At 54.2% G+C, this 17123-nt stretch carries 11 protein-coding genes; 5 read left to right on the forward strand and 6 right to left on the reverse strand.

The window, feature by feature from the left end:
• Positions 1 to 3 precede the first annotated feature (3 nt).
• From G533_RS0108615 to G533_RS0108630, 4 genes are read left to right on the forward strand one after another with little or no spacing between them, the layout of a single operon-like run.
• A complete protein-coding gene (locus G533_RS0108615) occupies positions 4 to 1044 on the forward strand; it encodes an LLM class F420-dependent oxidoreductase (RefSeq protein ID WP_027949609.1) in 1041 nt (346 codons plus the stop codon).
• The gene (locus G533_RS0108620) at positions 1044 to 1835 is read left to right on the forward strand and encodes an SDR family oxidoreductase (RefSeq protein ID WP_027949610.1); all 792 of its coding nucleotides are present in this window, start codon (positions 1044 to 1046) and stop codon (positions 1833 to 1835) included. Before G533_RS0108615 ends, G533_RS0108620 begins: the two co-directional genes overlap by 1 nt.
• Before the next feature lie 17 nt (positions 1836 to 1852).
• Entirely contained in the window at positions 1853 to 3604 is a 1752-nt protein-coding gene (gene aceK, locus G533_RS0108625) for a bifunctional isocitrate dehydrogenase kinase/phosphatase (protein ID WP_027949611.1), read from the forward strand.
• Positions 3604 to 4311, forward strand: a complete 708-nt coding sequence (locus G533_RS0108630; RefSeq protein ID WP_027949612.1) for a histidine phosphatase family protein — start codon at positions 3604 to 3606, stop codon at positions 4309 to 4311. The genes aceK and G533_RS0108630 overlap by 1 nt, the downstream gene beginning before the upstream one ends.
• Here G533_RS0108630 and G533_RS0108635 read toward each other — a convergent pair.
• From G533_RS0108635 to G533_RS21225, 4 genes are all read right to left on the reverse strand, one after another.
• Entirely contained in the window at positions 4298 to 5173 is an 876-nt protein-coding gene (locus tag G533_RS0108635) for an acyl-CoA thioesterase (protein ID WP_027949613.1), read from the reverse strand. The two genes, G533_RS0108630 and G533_RS0108635, sit on opposite strands and share 14 nt — an antisense overlap.
• Positions 5170 to 6489, reverse strand: coding sequence for a TetR/AcrR family transcriptional regulator (locus G533_RS0108640; RefSeq protein WP_035527247.1), 1320 nt, complete (start codon positions 6487 to 6489; stop codon positions 5170 to 5172). The genes G533_RS0108635 and G533_RS0108640 overlap by 4 nt, the downstream gene beginning before the upstream one ends.
• Positions 6490 to 6574: 85 nt before the next feature.
• Positions 6575 to 7921: an MATE family efflux transporter gene (locus G533_RS0108645; protein WP_027949615.1), complete on the reverse strand. Its 1347-nt coding sequence runs from the start codon at positions 7919 to 7921 to the stop codon at positions 6575 to 6577.
• Between the two features lie 26 nt (positions 7922 to 7947).
• The gene (locus G533_RS21225) at positions 7948 to 8538 is read right to left on the reverse strand and encodes a DNA-3-methyladenine glycosylase I (RefSeq protein ID WP_035527250.1); all 591 of its coding nucleotides are present in this window, start codon (positions 8536 to 8538) and stop codon (positions 7948 to 7950) included.
• A gap of 115 nt (positions 8539 to 8653) precedes the next feature.
• Between G533_RS21225 and G533_RS0108655 the strand changes: the two genes are divergently transcribed.
• Positions 8654 to 9412: an enoyl-CoA hydratase/isomerase family protein gene (locus tag G533_RS0108655; RefSeq protein ID WP_027949616.1), complete on the forward strand. Its 759-nt coding sequence runs from the start codon at positions 8654 to 8656 to the stop codon at positions 9410 to 9412.
• Here G533_RS0108655 and G533_RS0108660 read toward each other — a convergent pair.
• Complete coding sequence (locus G533_RS0108660) at positions 9400 to 12555, reverse strand: triple tyrosine motif-containing protein (RefSeq protein WP_084638898.1); 3156 nt, start codon at positions 12553 to 12555, stop codon at positions 9400 to 9402. The two genes, G533_RS0108655 and G533_RS0108660, sit on opposite strands and share 13 nt — an antisense overlap.
• Before the next feature lie 34 nt (positions 12556 to 12589).
• Positions 12590 to 17083: a two-component regulator propeller domain-containing protein gene (locus G533_RS0108665; protein WP_027949618.1), complete on the reverse strand. Its 4494-nt coding sequence runs from the start codon at positions 17081 to 17083 to the stop codon at positions 12590 to 12592.
• Positions 17084 to 17123: the final 40 nt, after the last annotated feature.

Below are 17123 nucleotides of genomic sequence, written 5' to 3' on the forward strand. Positions count from 1 at the left end.
ACAATGAAATTGGGCATACTGCTGGGCTATTCCGGCAAACAGATCAACATCCCGATCGACCTGATCCGTCAGGCGGAATCCATGGGCTACGACTCGGTATGGACAGCGGAAGCCTACGGCAATGATGCGGTGACCGCAGCGGCCTGGGTGCTGGCGCAAACCGACAAGATCCGCGTGGGTACCGCCATCATGCAGATGCCGGCGAGAACGCCTGCCATGTGCGCCATGACCGCCATGTCTCTGGATCAACTCTCTGGTGGTCGCTTCATCGTTGGCCTGGGGGCGTCCGGGCCACAGGTGGTCGAGGGCTGGCACGGTGTGCCCTACGGCAAGCCGGTCACCCGCACGCGGGAATACATCCAGATCATGCGCAAGATCATGGCCCGTGAAGGGCCGGTAGAGTTCGACGGCGATGTGTATCAGCTGCCCAATACCGGCGCTGGCACCACCGGCCTGGGTAAGCCCCTGAAGTCGATTCTCGAGGGCAACCCGAATATCCCGATCTACACCGCCTCCATTACACCCGCTGGCCTGCGTTGTGCGGGTGAAGTGGCGGACGGCGTGTTCCCGGTGTGGATGGACCCGGACAAATTCAGCATTCTGGGTGACCATATCCAGAAAGGTCTGGATACCGCCGGGAACGGCAAAAGCCTGTCTGATTTTGATATCGCACCTTTTGTGTCAGTCGCGCTGAACGATGACCTGAAAGCGGCCTACGACTCCCTGCGGCCCTGGCTGGCGCTTTATATCGGCGGCATGGGGGCCAAGGGCAAGAACTTCTACAACGACTACGCCGCCCGCGCCGGGTATGGCGAGGTGGCCGAGCGCATTCAGGACCTGTACCTCAGCGGCAAAAAGGCGGAAGCGGAGGCACTGGTGCCCGACCAACTGCTGGATGAAGTGGCACTGGTCGGCCCGCGTGAGCGTATCATCGAGCGCCTGGGCAGCTGGAAAGCGGCGGCGGCACGCGGCGAAGTGGGTACCATGTTGCTGGGTGTACACGACCCGGTGGTTCTCGAGCTGTTTGCCAAGGAATTGCTGTAGTGGTGGTAGAGGGCGCCATTGTTATTGTCACCGGCGGTGGCAACGGCATTGGCAAGGCCCTGTGTGAGCGCTTTCACCGCGAGGGCGCCCGCAAGGTGGTGGTGGTGGATTTGCACCCGGCCGATGCTGAGGCAGTTGCTGCCGTGGTCGATGGCGATGCCTATGGCCTCGACGTGCGTGACGAAGCCGCGCTGCAAGCGATGGTCGCAGAGGTGGAAGCGAAATACGGTCGGGTCGACCTGTTCTGCAGCAATGCGGGCATTATCGCCGGTGATGGGGAGCCCTGGTGGGCCACCTCGGCGCCCAACGAAACCTGGCAGGCGATGTGGGACATCCACGTCATGTCCCATGTTTTTGCGGCCCGCGCCTGCTTGCCGGGCATGCTGGCGCGTGGCGAGGGATACCTGCTGAATACGGCCTCCGCAGCGGGGTTGCTCAACCAGGTGGGCGATGCAGCCTATTCAACCACCAAGCACGCCGCCATCGGTTTTGCCGAGGCGTTGGCAATTACCCACGGTGACGACGGAATCAAGGTGTCCGTGCTATGCCCGCAGGCGGTTGCGACACAAATGATCGGCAGTGTGGAAGAGGGTGGCACCGCGGGGGTCGACGGTATCCTGACCGCGGATGAAGTCCCTGAGGCAGTTGTTCAGGGCCTGGCCGCAGAGCGCTTTCTGATACTGCCGCATCCGCAGGTTGCTGATTACCGTGCGCACAAGGCTGCCGATTACGACCGCTGGCTCGGTGGCATGCGTAAGTTGCGCCGCCGCTTCGGCAACCCGAACCTTTAAGGCGGCCGCGCCTCACCATGCAACGGAAAGAGCAGCAGGCGCGCTTTGCGCGCACCATCCTCAACGGCTTCGAAGCCTACTTCGCCGAGTTCCAGAACATCACGCTGGCCGCGCGCTCGCGCTTCGAGGCGCAAGACTGGCTGGGTATGCACGCCGCGTCCATCCGTCGCATCGACCTCTACAAGGAGGCGACTACCCGGGTGCTCGAGTACGTTGAAGTGATTGCGGGCGAACAGCTGCACGCTCTGCAGTTCTGGCAGGAGGCACGGGTGGTCTACGCCGACCTGGTGCGCGGCCACAACAACTTTGAAATTGCTGAAACATTTTTCAATTCCGTGTACTGCGGCGTGTTCAAACACCGCAAGATTCGCGACGAATACGCGTTCGTGTTTTCTCCCCAGGGCGACATGCCGGCACCGGATGTGAGCAAGGTGTACAGGGCCTACCCCTTCGAAGGTGACCTGGGGGGTGTGCTGCGCAGGCTGCTGGATGACTATGGCTTCAGCCTGCCGTGGGAAGACCTGACGCGCGATATCAACAGCCTGGCCGACGCCATAACCCGTTGTCTCTCCGAGCGCTTGAGCCTCTCGCGTGAGGGGGTCGAGCTGCAGACCCTGGAACCCCACTTCTTCCGCAACAAGGGTGCGTACATCGTTGGGCGGATTGTTTCCGGACCCGATTCCATGCCCATCGTGATCCCCATTTTGCACTCGGGGAACGGCGAGGTGTATGTCGATACCATCCTGTTCGGTGCCGACAAAATGAGCGTGGTTTTCAGCTTCACCCGCGCCTACTTCATGGTGGACGCGAGCATCCCGTCGCAGTATGTGTTGTTTCTGCAGCAGCTCATGCCGGCCAAGCCCATTTCCGAACTCTACAGCTCGATGGGCTATAACAAGCACGGTAAAACCTATTACTACCGCTGTGCATTCCGGCACATGCAGAAAACCAGTGACCAGTTCATTATCGCGCCGGGTATCAAGGGCATGGTAATGAGCGTGTTTACACTGCCCTCGTATGATTTCGTGTTCAAGATCATCAAGGACCGGTTCACGCCGCCGAAAGAGATGACCCGGGAGCAGGTGAAGGAAAAGTACCGGCTGGTAAAGCGCTGGGACCGCGCCGGGCGCATGGCAGACACACAGGAGTTTACCAATCTGGCGTTCGCGCGCGAGCGTTTCTCCGACGAGCTGATGGAGGAGCTGCACAAAGTGGCCCCCTCAATGATCGAGGAACATGGCAAAGCGCTGGTTATTCGGCACGTGTATGTAGAACGCCGCATGACCCCACTCAATCTTTACCTGCAGAATGCCAGCGATGAACAGGTGGGCGCGGTGATGGATGAGTACGGGAATGCGATCAAGCAGCTTGCTGCGGCCAATATATTTCCCGGCGACATGCTGCTGAAGAATTTTGGTGTCACCCGTCACGGCAGGGTTGTGTTCTATGACTACGACGAAATCGTGCCGCTGATGGACTGCAATTTCCGGGAGATTCCCGAGCCGCGCAGTGAAGCCGAGGAACTGGCCAGCCAGCCCTGGTACAACGTGGGGCCCAATGATATTTTCCCCGAGGAGTTTCGGTTGTTCTTTTCCGGCAACCAGCGCGCGCGCAAAGTGTTCGATGCCATGCACAGTGATATCTACGAGGCGAGCTTCTGGCGTGGTTTGCAGGAACGCATCCGCGAGGGGCATGTCGAAGACTTCTTTCCCTACCGGCGCAAACTGCGCTTCAACCGCAACACGGATCAACAGGCAGTCAACGCATAATGGCCACACTGTATTTATTCAGGCACGGACAGGCGTCCTTCGGCGCCGACGATTACGACAAACTGTCTATACTGGGCAGCCGTCAGGCGGAGGTGCTGGGGCACTACCTGCGTGATCAGGGCATCCAGCTGGATGCCGCCTACAGCGGCGCACTGCTGCGTCAGCGCGAAACCACCGCCTTGGCACTGGCCAGCCAGTCGGGCGACGTTCCCCATCACATTGATGCGCGCTTCGACGAGGTGCGCAATGACGAGCAGATCCGCTACCTGGTGCCAGTGGTTGCCAAGGCGAACCCGTCTATTCAGGCACTGGTGGATAAGGGGCTGAAGTCCAGCAAGGATTACCAGAAAGTCATCGAGGCCGTATTCACGCACTGGACCTCGCCGGCCTGCGATGAGCCGCGCATTCAAAGCTGGGCTGATTACTCGGGTTCAGTCGCAGCAGCGTTGCGCGATGTGATGGCAGCCGAGGGTGCCGGTAAAACAGTCGGTATTTTCACCTCCGGCGGCACGATAGCCACCATTGTCAGCCAGGTGCTCGGACTGTCGGGCGAGCATGCCTACAAGTTCTATGAACCGATATTCAATTGCTCTGTGACCCAGCTGTTCTACAGCGGTGACAAGGTGTCGCTGTCCTACTTCAACGACCGCTCCTTCCTGCAGGTGCTGGGCACGCAGCAGGGCGAGCAGCTCGTTACGTATCGCTGACCGGCCGCTTGCGCCGCAGCAGGGATTCCTGGGCTGTAGACGCCACCAGGTCGCCCTGGCGGTTGTAGAAGCTTCCCCGGCTCAGGCCCCGGCCCCCATGGGTACTGGGGCTGTCCATGGCATACAGCAGGTAGTCGTCCACGCGCAGCGGGCGGTGAATCCACAGCGCATGGTCCAGGCTCGCGGTTTGCATCTGCGGGTCCATGGCCGTGACCGGATGCGGCAGCAGGGCCGCGCCAAGCAGGGCGAAATCTGAAATAAACGTGAGAATGGTCTGGTGGCGGACGGGGTCGTCGCCGATCACCTGCTCAGGATCCAGCACCCTGAACCAGGTGTACTGCTCCGGCTCCTGGGGTTGTGGATTTAAGTAGTCCCGCCGTTTTACCGGACGCCGCTCAAGTGCCTGCATCATGGGCGCGGCGAAGCGCTCCGGATGCTGTTTGGCCATCTGGCTCCAGAACTCGAAGTCGGTTTCCAGCTCTTCCGGTGGCGTCACTTCCGGCATCTCGAACTGGTGACTGAAACCATCTTCCTGCGTCTGGAACGATACCGACGTACTGAAAATAGGCACGCCGTCCTGTTTTGCCGTTACCCGCCGCGTGGTGAAACTGCCGCCGTCCCGTATCGGGTCAACCTCATAGACGATCTGTTTTTTGGGGTTGCCCGGCCGCAGAAAGTAAGCATGCATGGAGTGTGCGAGGCGCTCGGCATCTACGGTACGGCTGGCTGCATTCAATGACTGTGCGAGCACCTGACCGCCGAATACCCGCGGTGGGTAGCTGGGACTGTTGCCAATGAAGAGATACTTGTCAATGCGCTCGACTTCGAGCAGCGTGAGGAGCTTTTGCAGTTTGTCTGTCACGATTCAGCCTTATTTCCGGAGGGTAGTGCCTCATCTGGGCGCGGTATGAGGCCATTGAAAAATAAATCGAAATAGTCGATGGCAACGGTGTCCAGGTCATCCACCCGTCGCCACAGTTTAATGTCCATAGAAGCGTTGATCGCGCCGGCGATCAACTGCTGTGCAATAAACGGCTCGATGGTGCGAACGCTGCCGTCCTCGATACCTTCGCGAATGAAGTCACCGAAGCGCTGGTTTGCCGCTTCCGTGCGCGCCAGAACCTGCTTGCGTCGTGCCATGGGTAAAGCCGTGATAGTGCTGTAGCGAATCAGCGGGCCGCGCTCCGAGTTCTGGGCGTGGAAAATCTGCCGGCATACCTGATCAATCTTGTGCAGGCCACTGCCCTGCATCTGTACCGCCTGGTCATGAATGTCTTCCGTGATGTCCAGCGAGTAGGTATAGCAGTTGAACAGCAGGTCCTCCTTGTTCCGGATATGGTAGTAAAAAGCGCCCTTGGAGACGCTCAACTGCTCGGCAATTTCATCCAGTGAGGTGCCGTTGAACCCCTTCTTGTTGAAAAACCAGGTGCCGGTTTTGTAAAACGCCTGTTGCTTCAGCCGGTTCTGTTCGTCCCGGTCAAAGCCCTGCGTATACGGCTCCGGAGTGGCGCTGACGGCGAGCGGTGCAGGTCGGTACGTATTGTCGCCACTGTGCAGGCCGTGTGCGAGAAGATCCCAGGCGGCGAGTGCGACGTGACCGACGGTATCCCGTGGCAGGCTGTGCAGCCAGAAGAAGATCCAGTCCAAAGATCCGAGAATGGCTCGCGTTGCAGCGATCGTCTCGCAGGGCCGTATTTCGCCTGCGGTGATGCCTTCACTCAGATAGCCGCGGAGATGCTTGAACATGCTGATGTAGCGCGCTTCCACTTCCTCGCGCTGGGTACCCTGCAGAGACGCGATCTCCAGCAGGGCAGCGTAGTGAGGCCCCCTGTTTTCCTGCGCGGCCAGCCAGTTTTCGAATTGCAGCAGAAAAAATTGCCGGGCCCGCTCCAGCGGGCTGTCAAAGCGCCGCTCGATGTCGGCCATCGATTGCAGGTGATGATCCAGGGTTGCGAGGTAGCACTGGAAAATCAGCTCTTCCTTGGTTTTTACATAGTAGTAGAGGCTGGTTTTGGTCAGGCCCAGCGACTCCGCGATATCGCGCAGCGTGGTCGCCCGTGACCCCTTGGAATTGAACAGCTGCGCCGCCTGGGACAGTATGGCTGCGCGCTTGGCGTCGTGCTGGGCAGTTCGATTGAACGGTGACCCCTGGCGTGGCCCGTCACTCAGTGTACTCATGCAGCGCCTCTGCGGAGGACGGGAAAGCCGCTCTCCGTACTCAATAGTCTCAAATTCAAACTTTAAGTATTTTTTTTGTCGCTGTCTATAGTGTGCCAGGTGAGCCTCGGTTGGGGTTGATATCTAGCCACTTGCGGGACCGGTAACGCCACAACAGCAAGCTGGACTTGAGCAGATAATCCAGCAGCATGACGGCGAACACCCAATACACCGACAGATTCAATTGTACGCAGAGCCAGGCTGGTAACAGGCGGCCAAAAATGATGCCAATGAACGTCGCCAGCAAGGGAAAGCGGGTGTCCCCAGCGCCCCTTAGGGCGCCCGCGAGGGCGAAATCAATGGCCATCATGGGCTGTGCGAGGCAGATGATGTAAATAAAGCCCACCGTGAGGTCAATCACCTCCGTATCGTTGATCATGAACGTCGCGAGGTCGCGCGCGTACCATGCCATGCAGGCGGAAAGCGTGATCATCGCCAGCAACGCCATGCGCAGTGACCTCCACCCCGTGATCATCGCCTGGGCCGGGCGGCCGGCGCCCAGTTGTTGACCCACCAGGGTAGCGGTTGCGATGCCGAAACCGAAGCCTACGACAATGGGGAACGCTACGAGGCTGATGCCAATACCGTAGGCGGCATAGGCACTGGTGCCGTAGTTGGCGACAATGGCGAAGAAGGCGAGAAAGGCAATCTGTACCACCCCCTGCTCAGTCACTGCAGGCAGCGCGATGCGCACCAGTTTGCGCGCTGCAACCCAGTCGAAGCGTGCCTCTCCCACGGGCTGCAGATTGAAGCGCCCGTTCCACCACATGAGCACAAAGGCGATGGTCACCAGCGCACCCGCAATACCCCCGCCGAGCGCAACCCCGGCGACGCCGAGGGTAGGCAAGGGGCCCAGGCCGAACGCCAGGGCGTAGCCAAAGGCCACGTTCATAGCCGTGCTACAAGCCAGGAAGTAGAGCGGGGTGATTACATCGCCCGTCGCCCGTAGTGATGTCGACAACATCATGTTAGTGGCAGAAAACAGGTTGAACAGCCCCAGCCAAAATATGAAGCTCGCCGCCAGAAGCGTGGTTGCATTGTCCAGGCCAAAAATGCCGGCGATGGCCGTAGGGACGGTGAGCACCGGAATAGAGAGCAACCCGGCAACCAGCAGAGCCAGCAGCAGCGCTGTCCAGCTGGCCATTTCTGCCTGTGCAACCTGCTTCGCCCCCCAGTGCCGCGACACCGTTGCGGTGGTCGCCACGGACAGCCCCATGAGGATGGCCTGCACCAGGAAAAAGACGCGGTGCCCGGTGGTCACAGCGGCAACCGCCGACGTGCCGAGGCCAGCGGCAATCTTGATGTGTAGAAAGCCCACCGTGGTGAACAACAGGTTTGAAATGATGGTCGGCCAAGCCAGCTGCCATACTCTGGCACTGCTCGACTCTCTCACCTCGCTCGTTGCAGTCCCTCCGCGCATCAAGGACGCCCTCGCCCCAGCTGAGCACACGTTTGATGACGGAAGCAGCTGACAAGGTGGTCATTCACCAGGCCGACGGCCTGCATGTAGGCGTAGACGATTGTCGAGCCCACGAAGCTGAAACCCTGTTTCTTCAAATCTTTGCTGATGGTGTCTGACAGCGCTGTTCGTGCCGGCACCTCCGCCAAGGTGCGCCAGTGATTGGTGATGGGTTGGTCGTCAACATAGTGCCAGAGGTAGTTGGAGAATGAGCCCGCTGATGCCTGTATCGCCATAAACGCCTGGGCGTTTTTGCGAGCGCTGTAGACTTTGAGTCGGTTGCGCACAATACCCGGGTTGAGCAGGGCCTTCTCCAGCTCGGCGTCTGAAAAGGCGGCGACCTTGCTCGGGTCCAGTCCGGCAAACGACGCGTGATAGCCCTGTCGCTTGCGCAGCACCGTAATCCAGGAAAGCCCGGCTTGCGCGCCCTCCAGAACAAGAAACTCGAACAGTGTGGGGTCGTGTCGCACCGGCACACCCCATTCCTCATCGTGGTAGGCAACGTAGAGAGGGTCCGATCCGCACCAACCACAGCGACTCATTGTACCCATGCTCTGCAGGCCCCCGTGAAAAGCCTTCAGTATCAGACCGCGAGTGACGCCTGTCTACCACTGGTCGCCTCGGCTATCTGGCGCAGCCCATCGGGGTATGACAGAATCCACAACCATGACTGACACCATACGCTTTGAGTGCACCGGGCATATTGCTCGCCTAACACTGAATAATCCTGCCCAACACAACGCTCTTGGGCAGGAGCAGTTGAGTGCTATCCAGGCATCCCTGGCCACCTTGCGGGATGACGAACAGGCGAGAGTATTGATAATAACCGGGGAGGGCGATAAGACCTTTTGCGCCGGAGCCTCCCTGCAACAGCTGGGCAGCGGCAATCTGTCCGGCGACGCCTTTCAGGAAACCACCGACCTCATCGCCGAGCTTCCCATCCCGACGATCTGCGCTATAAGCGGGAATGTCTACGGTGGCGGGGTGGAGTTGGCATTGAGTTGCGACTTCAGGATTGGCATAGCGGGCAGCAAATTGCGAGTACCCGCGGCCGCCATCGGTTTGTGTTACCCCGTCAGCGGCGTCAACCGCTTTGTTGAACGGCTGGGTGTGAGCGCTGCGAAAAGGATGCTGCTTGCCGCCGAGGAGATGCAGTCGCAAACGTTGCTGGAAATCGGCTTTCTCGACTATCTGGTGCAGCCAGCTGCCCTGAAAGACACAGCAGACCAGCTGGCACGTGATATCGCAGCCTTGGCGCCCCTCTCGGTGAGGGCGATGAAGCAGATTATCCAGCAGTCAGCAGCAGGCAAGCTCGACCGCGAGTATGCCCAGGGCCTGGCAAGGGAATGCCTGCAATCGGCAGATCTGCAAGAGGGGTTCGCGGCGCGTCAGGAAAAGCGGGAACCCAGGTTTCAGGGCAGCTGATTCAGGTCGCCCATCTCGCCCGATAGCGCGAAGTAGCCGTGTACCGTCTGCCTGTCCGGGCTTATTTCGAGCTTTCCGTTTGCCGCTTTGGCCGCCTCTGCGGCAATGGAAAACCCGGCAAATTCTGCAGCTTCGAAACTTAGCCCCTCAGGAATGCCTGCGCCATCGTCCTGATACTCAAGGTAGACCTCCCTGATTGACGGCATACTGACGACCACGCGTACGCAACAGGCGCCCGCGGAGTGGGAAAACCCATGGCTCATCGAATTCTCGAAAAGCTCCCCGATGATGATCGCCAGCGGTATAGCCTGCGTCGCGGGCAACAGTTCACTTGTGGCGTCGTTTACCGCAATCAACCGCTGGTTCAGATCCGGATATCGACTGGCCGCTGAACCGAAAAGGCGCCCGACGAAAGCGCTGGGGTCGAGGTAGAGTTCCTCGCCGCGGTAGTAAAGCGCATCCTGCACCAGGTCCAGTACTTGCAGTCGATAGTCCGTCCCGCTTCGCAGAGCTCCCATATCGCCCTGAGCGTACTCGGCGCTGCGCTGGATGCAGATGTTCGCCCACGCCAACAATTCTTTATTGTAGCGATGAATGGAGTCAGTAAGTACTCGCTGGATATCCATTTGGTCGAGCAGTTCGTCGGCGAAGTGATCCGCCACCCGCTGCATCTCCCGGGCCTGCTCCAGCGCCTGCTTCTTCAGCATCTGCTCGCGATAGATCCGAAGGAACAGATAAGCAATCCCCAGAAGGAACAAGGCATAGAGCGTATAGGCCCACCAGGTGCGCCACGGAGCCGGCTTGACTTCAATATCGAGCGATATCCCCGAGAGATTCCAAATGCCAGACGCGTTGAGCGCTTGCGCTCTAAACACGTAGTCCCCCGCTGGGAGGTTGGTGTATGTCGCCGAGCCGCGATTCCCGACATCCACCCAGTCGTCGTCAAAGCCCTCTAGCTTATGACGGTATCGGGTAGAGCCCGGATTGGTAAGGTCTCTAGTACTGAATTCGAGGTTCAGGAAGCGATCTTTGTGACCGAGGGTTATGGACTGACTTGGCGCATCATGCCGATCAGTATGAATTTTCCGCCCGCCAATTACTATGTCGTTCAGGAATATAGTGGCGGGGGAAGGACCTTCGCCAATATCTTGAGGATGAAATTTGTAAAATCCGTTCACACCGCCGAAGTACAAATATCCATAAGCGTCTTGAAATGAACTGTTTAGTTCAAAGCCTATGCCATCTATGCCATTCTCCTCACCGTATTGAACGACCTTCCCAATACTTGTACGACGCGCAATACCTTGATTTGTGGAAAACCAAATTTCTTCTCCGACGCCGTTCTCGATAGAATAGATTGCTTTTTCGGCATATGAGATTTCGGAAAAATCTTGGCTAACTATAGCTCTAAGGTCCGTGGATTCGTGACGAGATTTTTCGTGCTTGAATAAACCGTCATGCATTGAGCCAAACCAGACGAAATTGTCTGTCTCGTTCGCGGTCCATATGATTGGGTTCTCCGCCATTTCGGAGGATGCGTTAGAATAAGTCACTCGGACAAGCTTGTTGTCTATAAGGTTCAGTGTTCTCAAGCCCGCCTCCGTACCGACCCAAATAGTTCCATCACTTGATTGAAACATGAAGAGTATCTGATTTTCTCCTGAATCCCCGCTCGCGGCAGCCAAGTGCCTCGCAGCGCGTTGTCTAACATCTAACTTCGCGATGCCTTGGCCATAGGTTCCGAGAAGGAGGTCACCATTGTTGGTTATAAGAAAGCTGCTTATTGAATTAGAGCGAAGCCCATCGATCTTCGATAGGTCCCAATGTTGAGCGCGAGAGGTTGTAGCTTGCAAAATTTCAAAGCCAATGTTTCGATACCCCAAATATGTGATTTCATTGTGATGATATAGGGTCATGATTCCCTCCCGAACAAAGTCGGTCTCCCACCGACCTTTATCAATCGAGACAATCTGCTCGCTGTTGCGCTTTAGTAGTGCGAGACCATGATAGGAAGCTATTAGAGTGTCGTCGTTCTCTGCTTGTGCAAAACCCACTATCGATTGCAGTAGCGGACTTGTGCTTGAATCAAAAAGTTGGAAGGGAGTTTGAACAAGTCGGAAGACCCCTTTGTATGTGCCAATCCAATACGCGCCGCTCTTGGAGTCTCGGCTTATTGAAATAACGTCGCTGAGCGACTGATGAGATGGTGATGCATGTTCTTGACAAAATCTCTCGGACGTACATATTAACAACCCCTGATCTGTCCCAACGAGTGTGGTTCTTTTGTCTTCGAGTAGCTCAATATCGTGTACGTTAGAAGATTGAACGCTTTTTGAATTTACATCCGAAACCCTTGCGGGCTCGCAGTTTTCTGTTTGAGAGTCGAAGAAAAAGATATCCCCACCACGAGAGCCTATGATTACTTCACTATTCCCTAGCTTGGCCAGCTCACTAATATTTTTCAGGCCGGAGCAGCGATGGGGATTTAATCTCTCACGAATGTCTCCTTGCATCGAAAACGATAAAACGTTGTTAGATGAAAACGAAACTAAGACTCCCCCATCTTTAGTGCCGAAAATGTCAGACGGAATTCCGAGCCCACTGGTGGAGACAATATTTAATCTTCGGCTTCGTGAAGAGAGCGCTAGAACCTTTCCATTTTTATATGCAAGCCAAAGTAATTTTTCTGGAGAAAAGTAGGCTTCAACAAGCTCTTCGGTATCTCCCCCGATCGCTTCAAGCCAATCTGCACTAGCGAACTTGGATCCACCTCGCTGTAGTGATACGGCTTTGTTGTCTGTTGTCAGTGCGAAAATTTCTCCGTCCCATAGCTCAATTAAGTGGCGTGCGCGGAATCTAACTTGATCACCAAACCTGTTTGTAAAGTGGGTGAACTTTCGATCATCTGCCCTTCCGACCTGGGTAACACCATCAAGCGTCGCTAGCCAAAGTTGACGGTCTGTGGAGTGTAGGGTTGATAATATCGTTGTCGACGCGAGGTGCTTTAGTGCTACGGGAACCTGAATAGTATTTTGAGATTTGGGTTGGCGACTCGATCCGCTGACGCCGGGCGAGTAGCTAGATGCTGATATAGAGATCAGGAGGAAATAAACTAGAAAAAAATAGGAGCCGGCAGCGGGCATCCATGTCCTCCTATAGTGCGCAATACTAAGTCGCCTAGTGATCCAGATAATTTCTATATTTTTCGCGGAACGCGGATTTGAATGCTGAATAGGCCGATGTAATTAATTCACGTGCTAAAATGTAATCGACATCTTTTCCACCCTTTACGTCAGACTCAATTTTCCCGGCAATCGCTTTTACCTCTTTCGCGCCAAGGTTGGCACTCATTGACTTGACCGCGTGAGCGAGAGACTGTAGATTTATGGAGCCTAAATTGTTGTTGCCACTATTAAGCTCTGAAATTTTTTGATCCATTTGAAGGCAAAAACCTTCGTATACTTCTTTGAGGATGGCCTTCCCTGTCTGCTCTTGGATATGCAGTATATTGCTCACGGCAGGCTCGTCAATAATCCCTGTGTCATTACTCGCGTCACTCTTATCCGAGGCGCTTCTTGAAGTGCTGTGACTTTCCTCGTCTTCGGAAAATCCAAGTTCGCCGAAATGAGTTGTTAGGATATTCCGTATATCCTCAACTCTAAACGGTTTGCCAAGGAAGCCGTCCATTCCTGCTTCAAAAAATGCCTTCCGGTCGCTCGAAGTAGTTCCAGCGGTAAGTGCTATGATTTTGCAGGGTGTATGGTCGCTTCCCGCCTCTCCATTTCGAATAGAGCGTGTCGCCGCAAAGCCGTCCATAAGCGGCATCTGACAGTCCATGAATATTAGGTCATATCGATTCTGGTATTGCATCTTCACTGCTTGCTCGCCATTCTCTGCGATATCGGTGCTGTATCCACACATTCGAATTACCTCACTAGCAATCCTCTGGTTCGTCGGAATATCCTCCGCTACCAATATCTTGAGCGGTTTTCTTACTCCTTTTTGTTGTTTTGTTTTCCTCGCGATGCTTACGTTCGCCCCCTGTGTCCAATTTACAACCGCTTGGCTCACGCTTTCCATCGTGGTCGGTTTGCTGATGAGGGCACTTGCGCCCAGGCTTTGATATTCCGAGAAGGAATTTAGAGATGCTATGATCGTCGTTCGGCTTTTTATGAGCGTCCAATGCATACTCAAAATCTGGTTATCTACAGTTGATATGTCGATGAATATAAACGAATCCGAGTCCAAAAACTGATATTCAGGCAGCGTGTCGAACTCCGCAATGGATGATGCCCCCAAGCGTTTTAGCTGCTCAGCTACCATATCGCGAGTTGATTTGTGGGCGGAAATTATCGCGAAAGAAGTGCTCGGAAATATGTGGCTTTTTGATTGAGAGCTCGGAGTTCTAGTGTCAAGGATAGGGATACGTAGATGTACTGAGGTGCCGACATTTTGTTTCGAGCTTACGTGTATGCTTCCTTCCATGAGTTCCACATAGTTCTTGGTGATCGAAAGGCCAAGACCTGTGCCGCCGTACTGTCTCGTGGTACTAGCGTCGGCCTGAGTGAATGGCTCAAAAACTCTTTCGCAAGTCGCGTGGTCCATTCCAATGCCAGTATCGTTTATACGGAGATCTAACATTGACTTGTCGCTTCCTACGACTTTCTCACGATCAACAAGCACTTCAATATGACCGGACTCCGTGAACTTAATCGCGTTGTTTGTTAAGTTCATTAGGACTTGACGTAGCTTTCCAGGATCGCCAACGAACTCCATATTGATACTGGCGTTAATAACGTGGCTCAGTTCGATATTTTTCCTCGAGGCAGGTTCGCTCTGGAGGTAGCAGACTTCCTCCACTAGATCTACTACGTTGAAGGGAATGTTTTCTATCTCCATTTTATTGGCTTCGATCTTTGAAAAATCGAGAATGTCGTTGATTAGTGAAAGAAGCGCAGCGCCGCTGTTGTTGGCCGCAGTCGCAAATCTGCGCTGCTGTTCACTTAAATCAGTGTGTAGTAGAAGCTCTGTCATGCCAATCATGCCGTGCATCGGTGTCCTTATTTCGTGGCTTACAGTCGCAAGAAATTCAGATTTTGCTCGGTTTGCTGCCTCGGCAGCGTACGTTGCCTCTTGTAAGTCTTGGGTGCGCTCCCTGACCTTTTCCTCTAGCTCCCTTTGCCTCGCGATTGCGAGTTCAGATTTCTCTCTTTGTTTTTTCAAATATACAGTTAGCAAAGACAGTAAAATAATCGAATATGCCAAGTATGCTGCGGCGCTACGCCAAATCGGTGGCGATACATGCACGTTGATTGATTTTCCATCCCAATTCCAGCTACCTCCAGGGCTTGCTGCGGCAAGATGTAGTTGATACGAGCCGGGTGGTAGAGTGGTAAAGGACGCCTGTCTCGCATCACTAGAAATAACCCAATCTTCATTTATACCATCAAGCTTGTATGCATACTGAAGGAGTGATGGGGCTGAGTAGTCGGCGGCAAAAAACTCAACGGAAAAAATCTTGTCGTTGTGTGTTAGCTCGATATCTTGGAGTTGGTTATATGGCTTTTCAAAATTCCTTCTTTCGTTCATCACTCTTATTTCTGAAATGCTGACTTGTGGCGGTGATTCGTGATCATTGAGCCCTTTAGGGTCAATTATGTTAAATCCTAGATTGCCACCGAAATATATCAGCCCGCTGGAGGATTTGAAGGATGCACCCATATTGAACTCTGTATCTTGCAAGCCATCTCGTACACCAAACTGACGTGCCTCTCTACTGGCGGTCTCCAATCTCGTGACTCCTCGATTGTGAGAAATCCAAAGAGTCCCCTCTGTGTCACTCTGAATTCCATAGATATTTGAGCTTGGTAGTGAAATGTTTTCTGAATAGTGATCGAACCTCTCAATCCCCTCAGTGCGCGCTAGCTTTCCCCATCGATTTAAGCCGCCCCCTTTTGTACCCATCCATAGGTTTTGATTTTCATCTTCGTAGAATGACCACACCATGTCGCTCGAAATACTGTCTGTATTGCCACGCTCGGTATAGTACCTATCAAATATTCCTAAGTCAGCGGATCTAAGTCTGTTCAATCCGTTTTCTGTGCCAACCCAGATGAAGCCCATTGAATCTTCAAAAAGCGCAAGTACATTGTTATTGCTAAGACTTTTTTCGTTACTCGGATCATATATGTATCGTCTGAACTCCGATTCATCGGGGCTGAGTGCACTAAGTCCTCCGCCATAGGTCCCGACATAAAGTGTTCCTGACTTAGATCTCATGATTGATGTTACACCGTTAGCCCCGATCGTCGTGGTGTCGAAGCGCGAGTGTCTAAACGTCGTCACGTCATTTGTTTTAGTGTTTAGCTTATTTAACCCGCCCGAGAATGTTCCGATCCATAAAGTGTTCCCTTCGCCGAGAAGGCTCATAACGGCCGGACTGGATATAGAGGGTGTGGTGTGTTCGTTAATGTTTTGAATGGAGTTGTTATTCTTATCTAATTTTATTAATCCGTCGTCAGTGCCTATCCATATGGTGCCCCCGGCTGTCTCGCCGAAGGCGTTAATTGATTCATTTGGCAGGCCGGCAGTTTCCGTATTAAATTTCGCAAACAAATTTTGGGAGCCAGTCGCTAGCCCGAATATAGTTCCGACCCAGTAAAGCCCTTCTCTCGATTGATAAATGCTCGATATCCGATCTGAGGGGAGGTTAGTATTGAGCGTGTTGAATTTGTAGAAATCGTCGCGCGCTATGTCATATAGATTTAGGCCTTCCAGAGTGCATATCCAAATGTTTTTAGATTCGTCTTCAAAAATGTCGATTGGAGTGCTTGATAGGAGTGACCTTTCGTTTTCGCTCGATGCGGTAAATCTTTTTGCAGAGTTCATCTCAGGGTTATAGCGAATGACACCTGAGGACGGGGTAAGTGCCCAGATAACACCGTTTGAATCCGAAAGCACTTTGAAAATCGGCTCACTCTCGACGGCATCTCCTAAGGAGACGCCACGAATGCTCACTCTGGAGGCTTCGAGCGAGCCGGCGTTCCTAATTTTTATTAGCCCGGTCGATATAGATGCAGCCCATACTGTTGAATCAGGTGCCTGTGTAAAGCTGTTGACCTCTCCGAGATAAGGGAGACCAATCGCGCTTGGTGTGTAGTGTTCAAACTCTTCCGTCTTTGGTGTGAAAATGCTGAACGCGTTATCGTATCCTAACCAAATGCGCCCGCCCTCATCGAGAAATAACGTGAGAATATCGTTTTTCAGAGGGGAGGAGGTATCATTCCCATCCGCGGTAAAATGTTCAAAACCGTTGTCAATCTGATTGTATCGATTGAGCCCGCCTCCTCGAGTCGACACCCAGATAGTGCCGTTATGATCCTCCACTATACTTGTAACTGCATCGTGAGAAATTGAGCTTGGGTTCGTGAGCGAGTACCTGTAATTCTCGACTTCATGACCGTTGTAGCGATTCAGTCCTTCTTGAGTGAGAAACCACATGTTGCCGCTCGAATCTTGAAACGATTGAGTTACGATCTGCTGGGTTAGCATTGTGGTTACAACGGACGGCTGGAAGTCGATGTTCGGCGCAGACGATGAGGTCATTCCCATCGGCTTGGTTGTGGCAGTGAGCACTACGAGTGCCGTTAGAATTTTCAGCCAAAAGGTCATGTTGAGTTGTGTTCTAGTCTTTAGATAGCTCCAGTGTAAT

The organism is Haliea salexigens DSM 19537, from assembly GCF_000423125.1.
Classification (GTDB): domain Bacteria; phylum Pseudomonadota; class Gammaproteobacteria; order Pseudomonadales; family Halieaceae; genus Haliea; species Haliea salexigens.

What these genes read in the sequence shown, in the direction of transcription:
- G533_RS0108615 (WP_027949609.1), top strand. Translation starts at nt 4, where the DNA reads ATGAAATTGGGCATACTGCTGGGCTATTCCGGCAAACAGATCAACATC.
- aceK (WP_027949611.1), top strand. Translation starts at nt 1,853, where the DNA reads ATGCAACGGAAAGAGCAGCAGGCGCGCTTTGCGCGCACCATCCTCAAC.
- G533_RS0108630 (WP_027949612.1), top strand. Translation starts at nt 3,604, where the DNA reads ATGGCCACACTGTATTTATTCAGGCACGGACAGGCGTCCTTCGGCGCC.
- G533_RS0108640 (WP_035527247.1), bottom strand. Translation starts at nt 6,489, where the DNA reads ATGAGTACACTGAGTGACGGGCCACGCCAGGGGTCACCGTTCAATCGA.
- G533_RS21225 (WP_035527250.1), bottom strand. Translation starts at nt 8,538, where the DNA reads ATGGGTACAATGAGTCGCTGTGGTTGGTGCGGATCGGACCCTCTCTAC.
- G533_RS0108655 (WP_027949616.1), top strand. Translation starts at nt 8,654, where the DNA reads ATGACTGACACCATACGCTTTGAGTGCACCGGGCATATTGCTCGCCTA.
- G533_RS0108660 (WP_084638898.1), bottom strand. Translation starts at nt 12,555, where the DNA reads ATGCCCGCTGCCGGCTCCTATTTTTTTCTAGTTTATTTCCTCCTGATC.
- G533_RS0108665 (WP_027949618.1), bottom strand. Translation starts at nt 17,083, where the DNA reads ATGACCTTTTGGCTGAAAATTCTAACGGCACTCGTAGTGCTCACTGCC.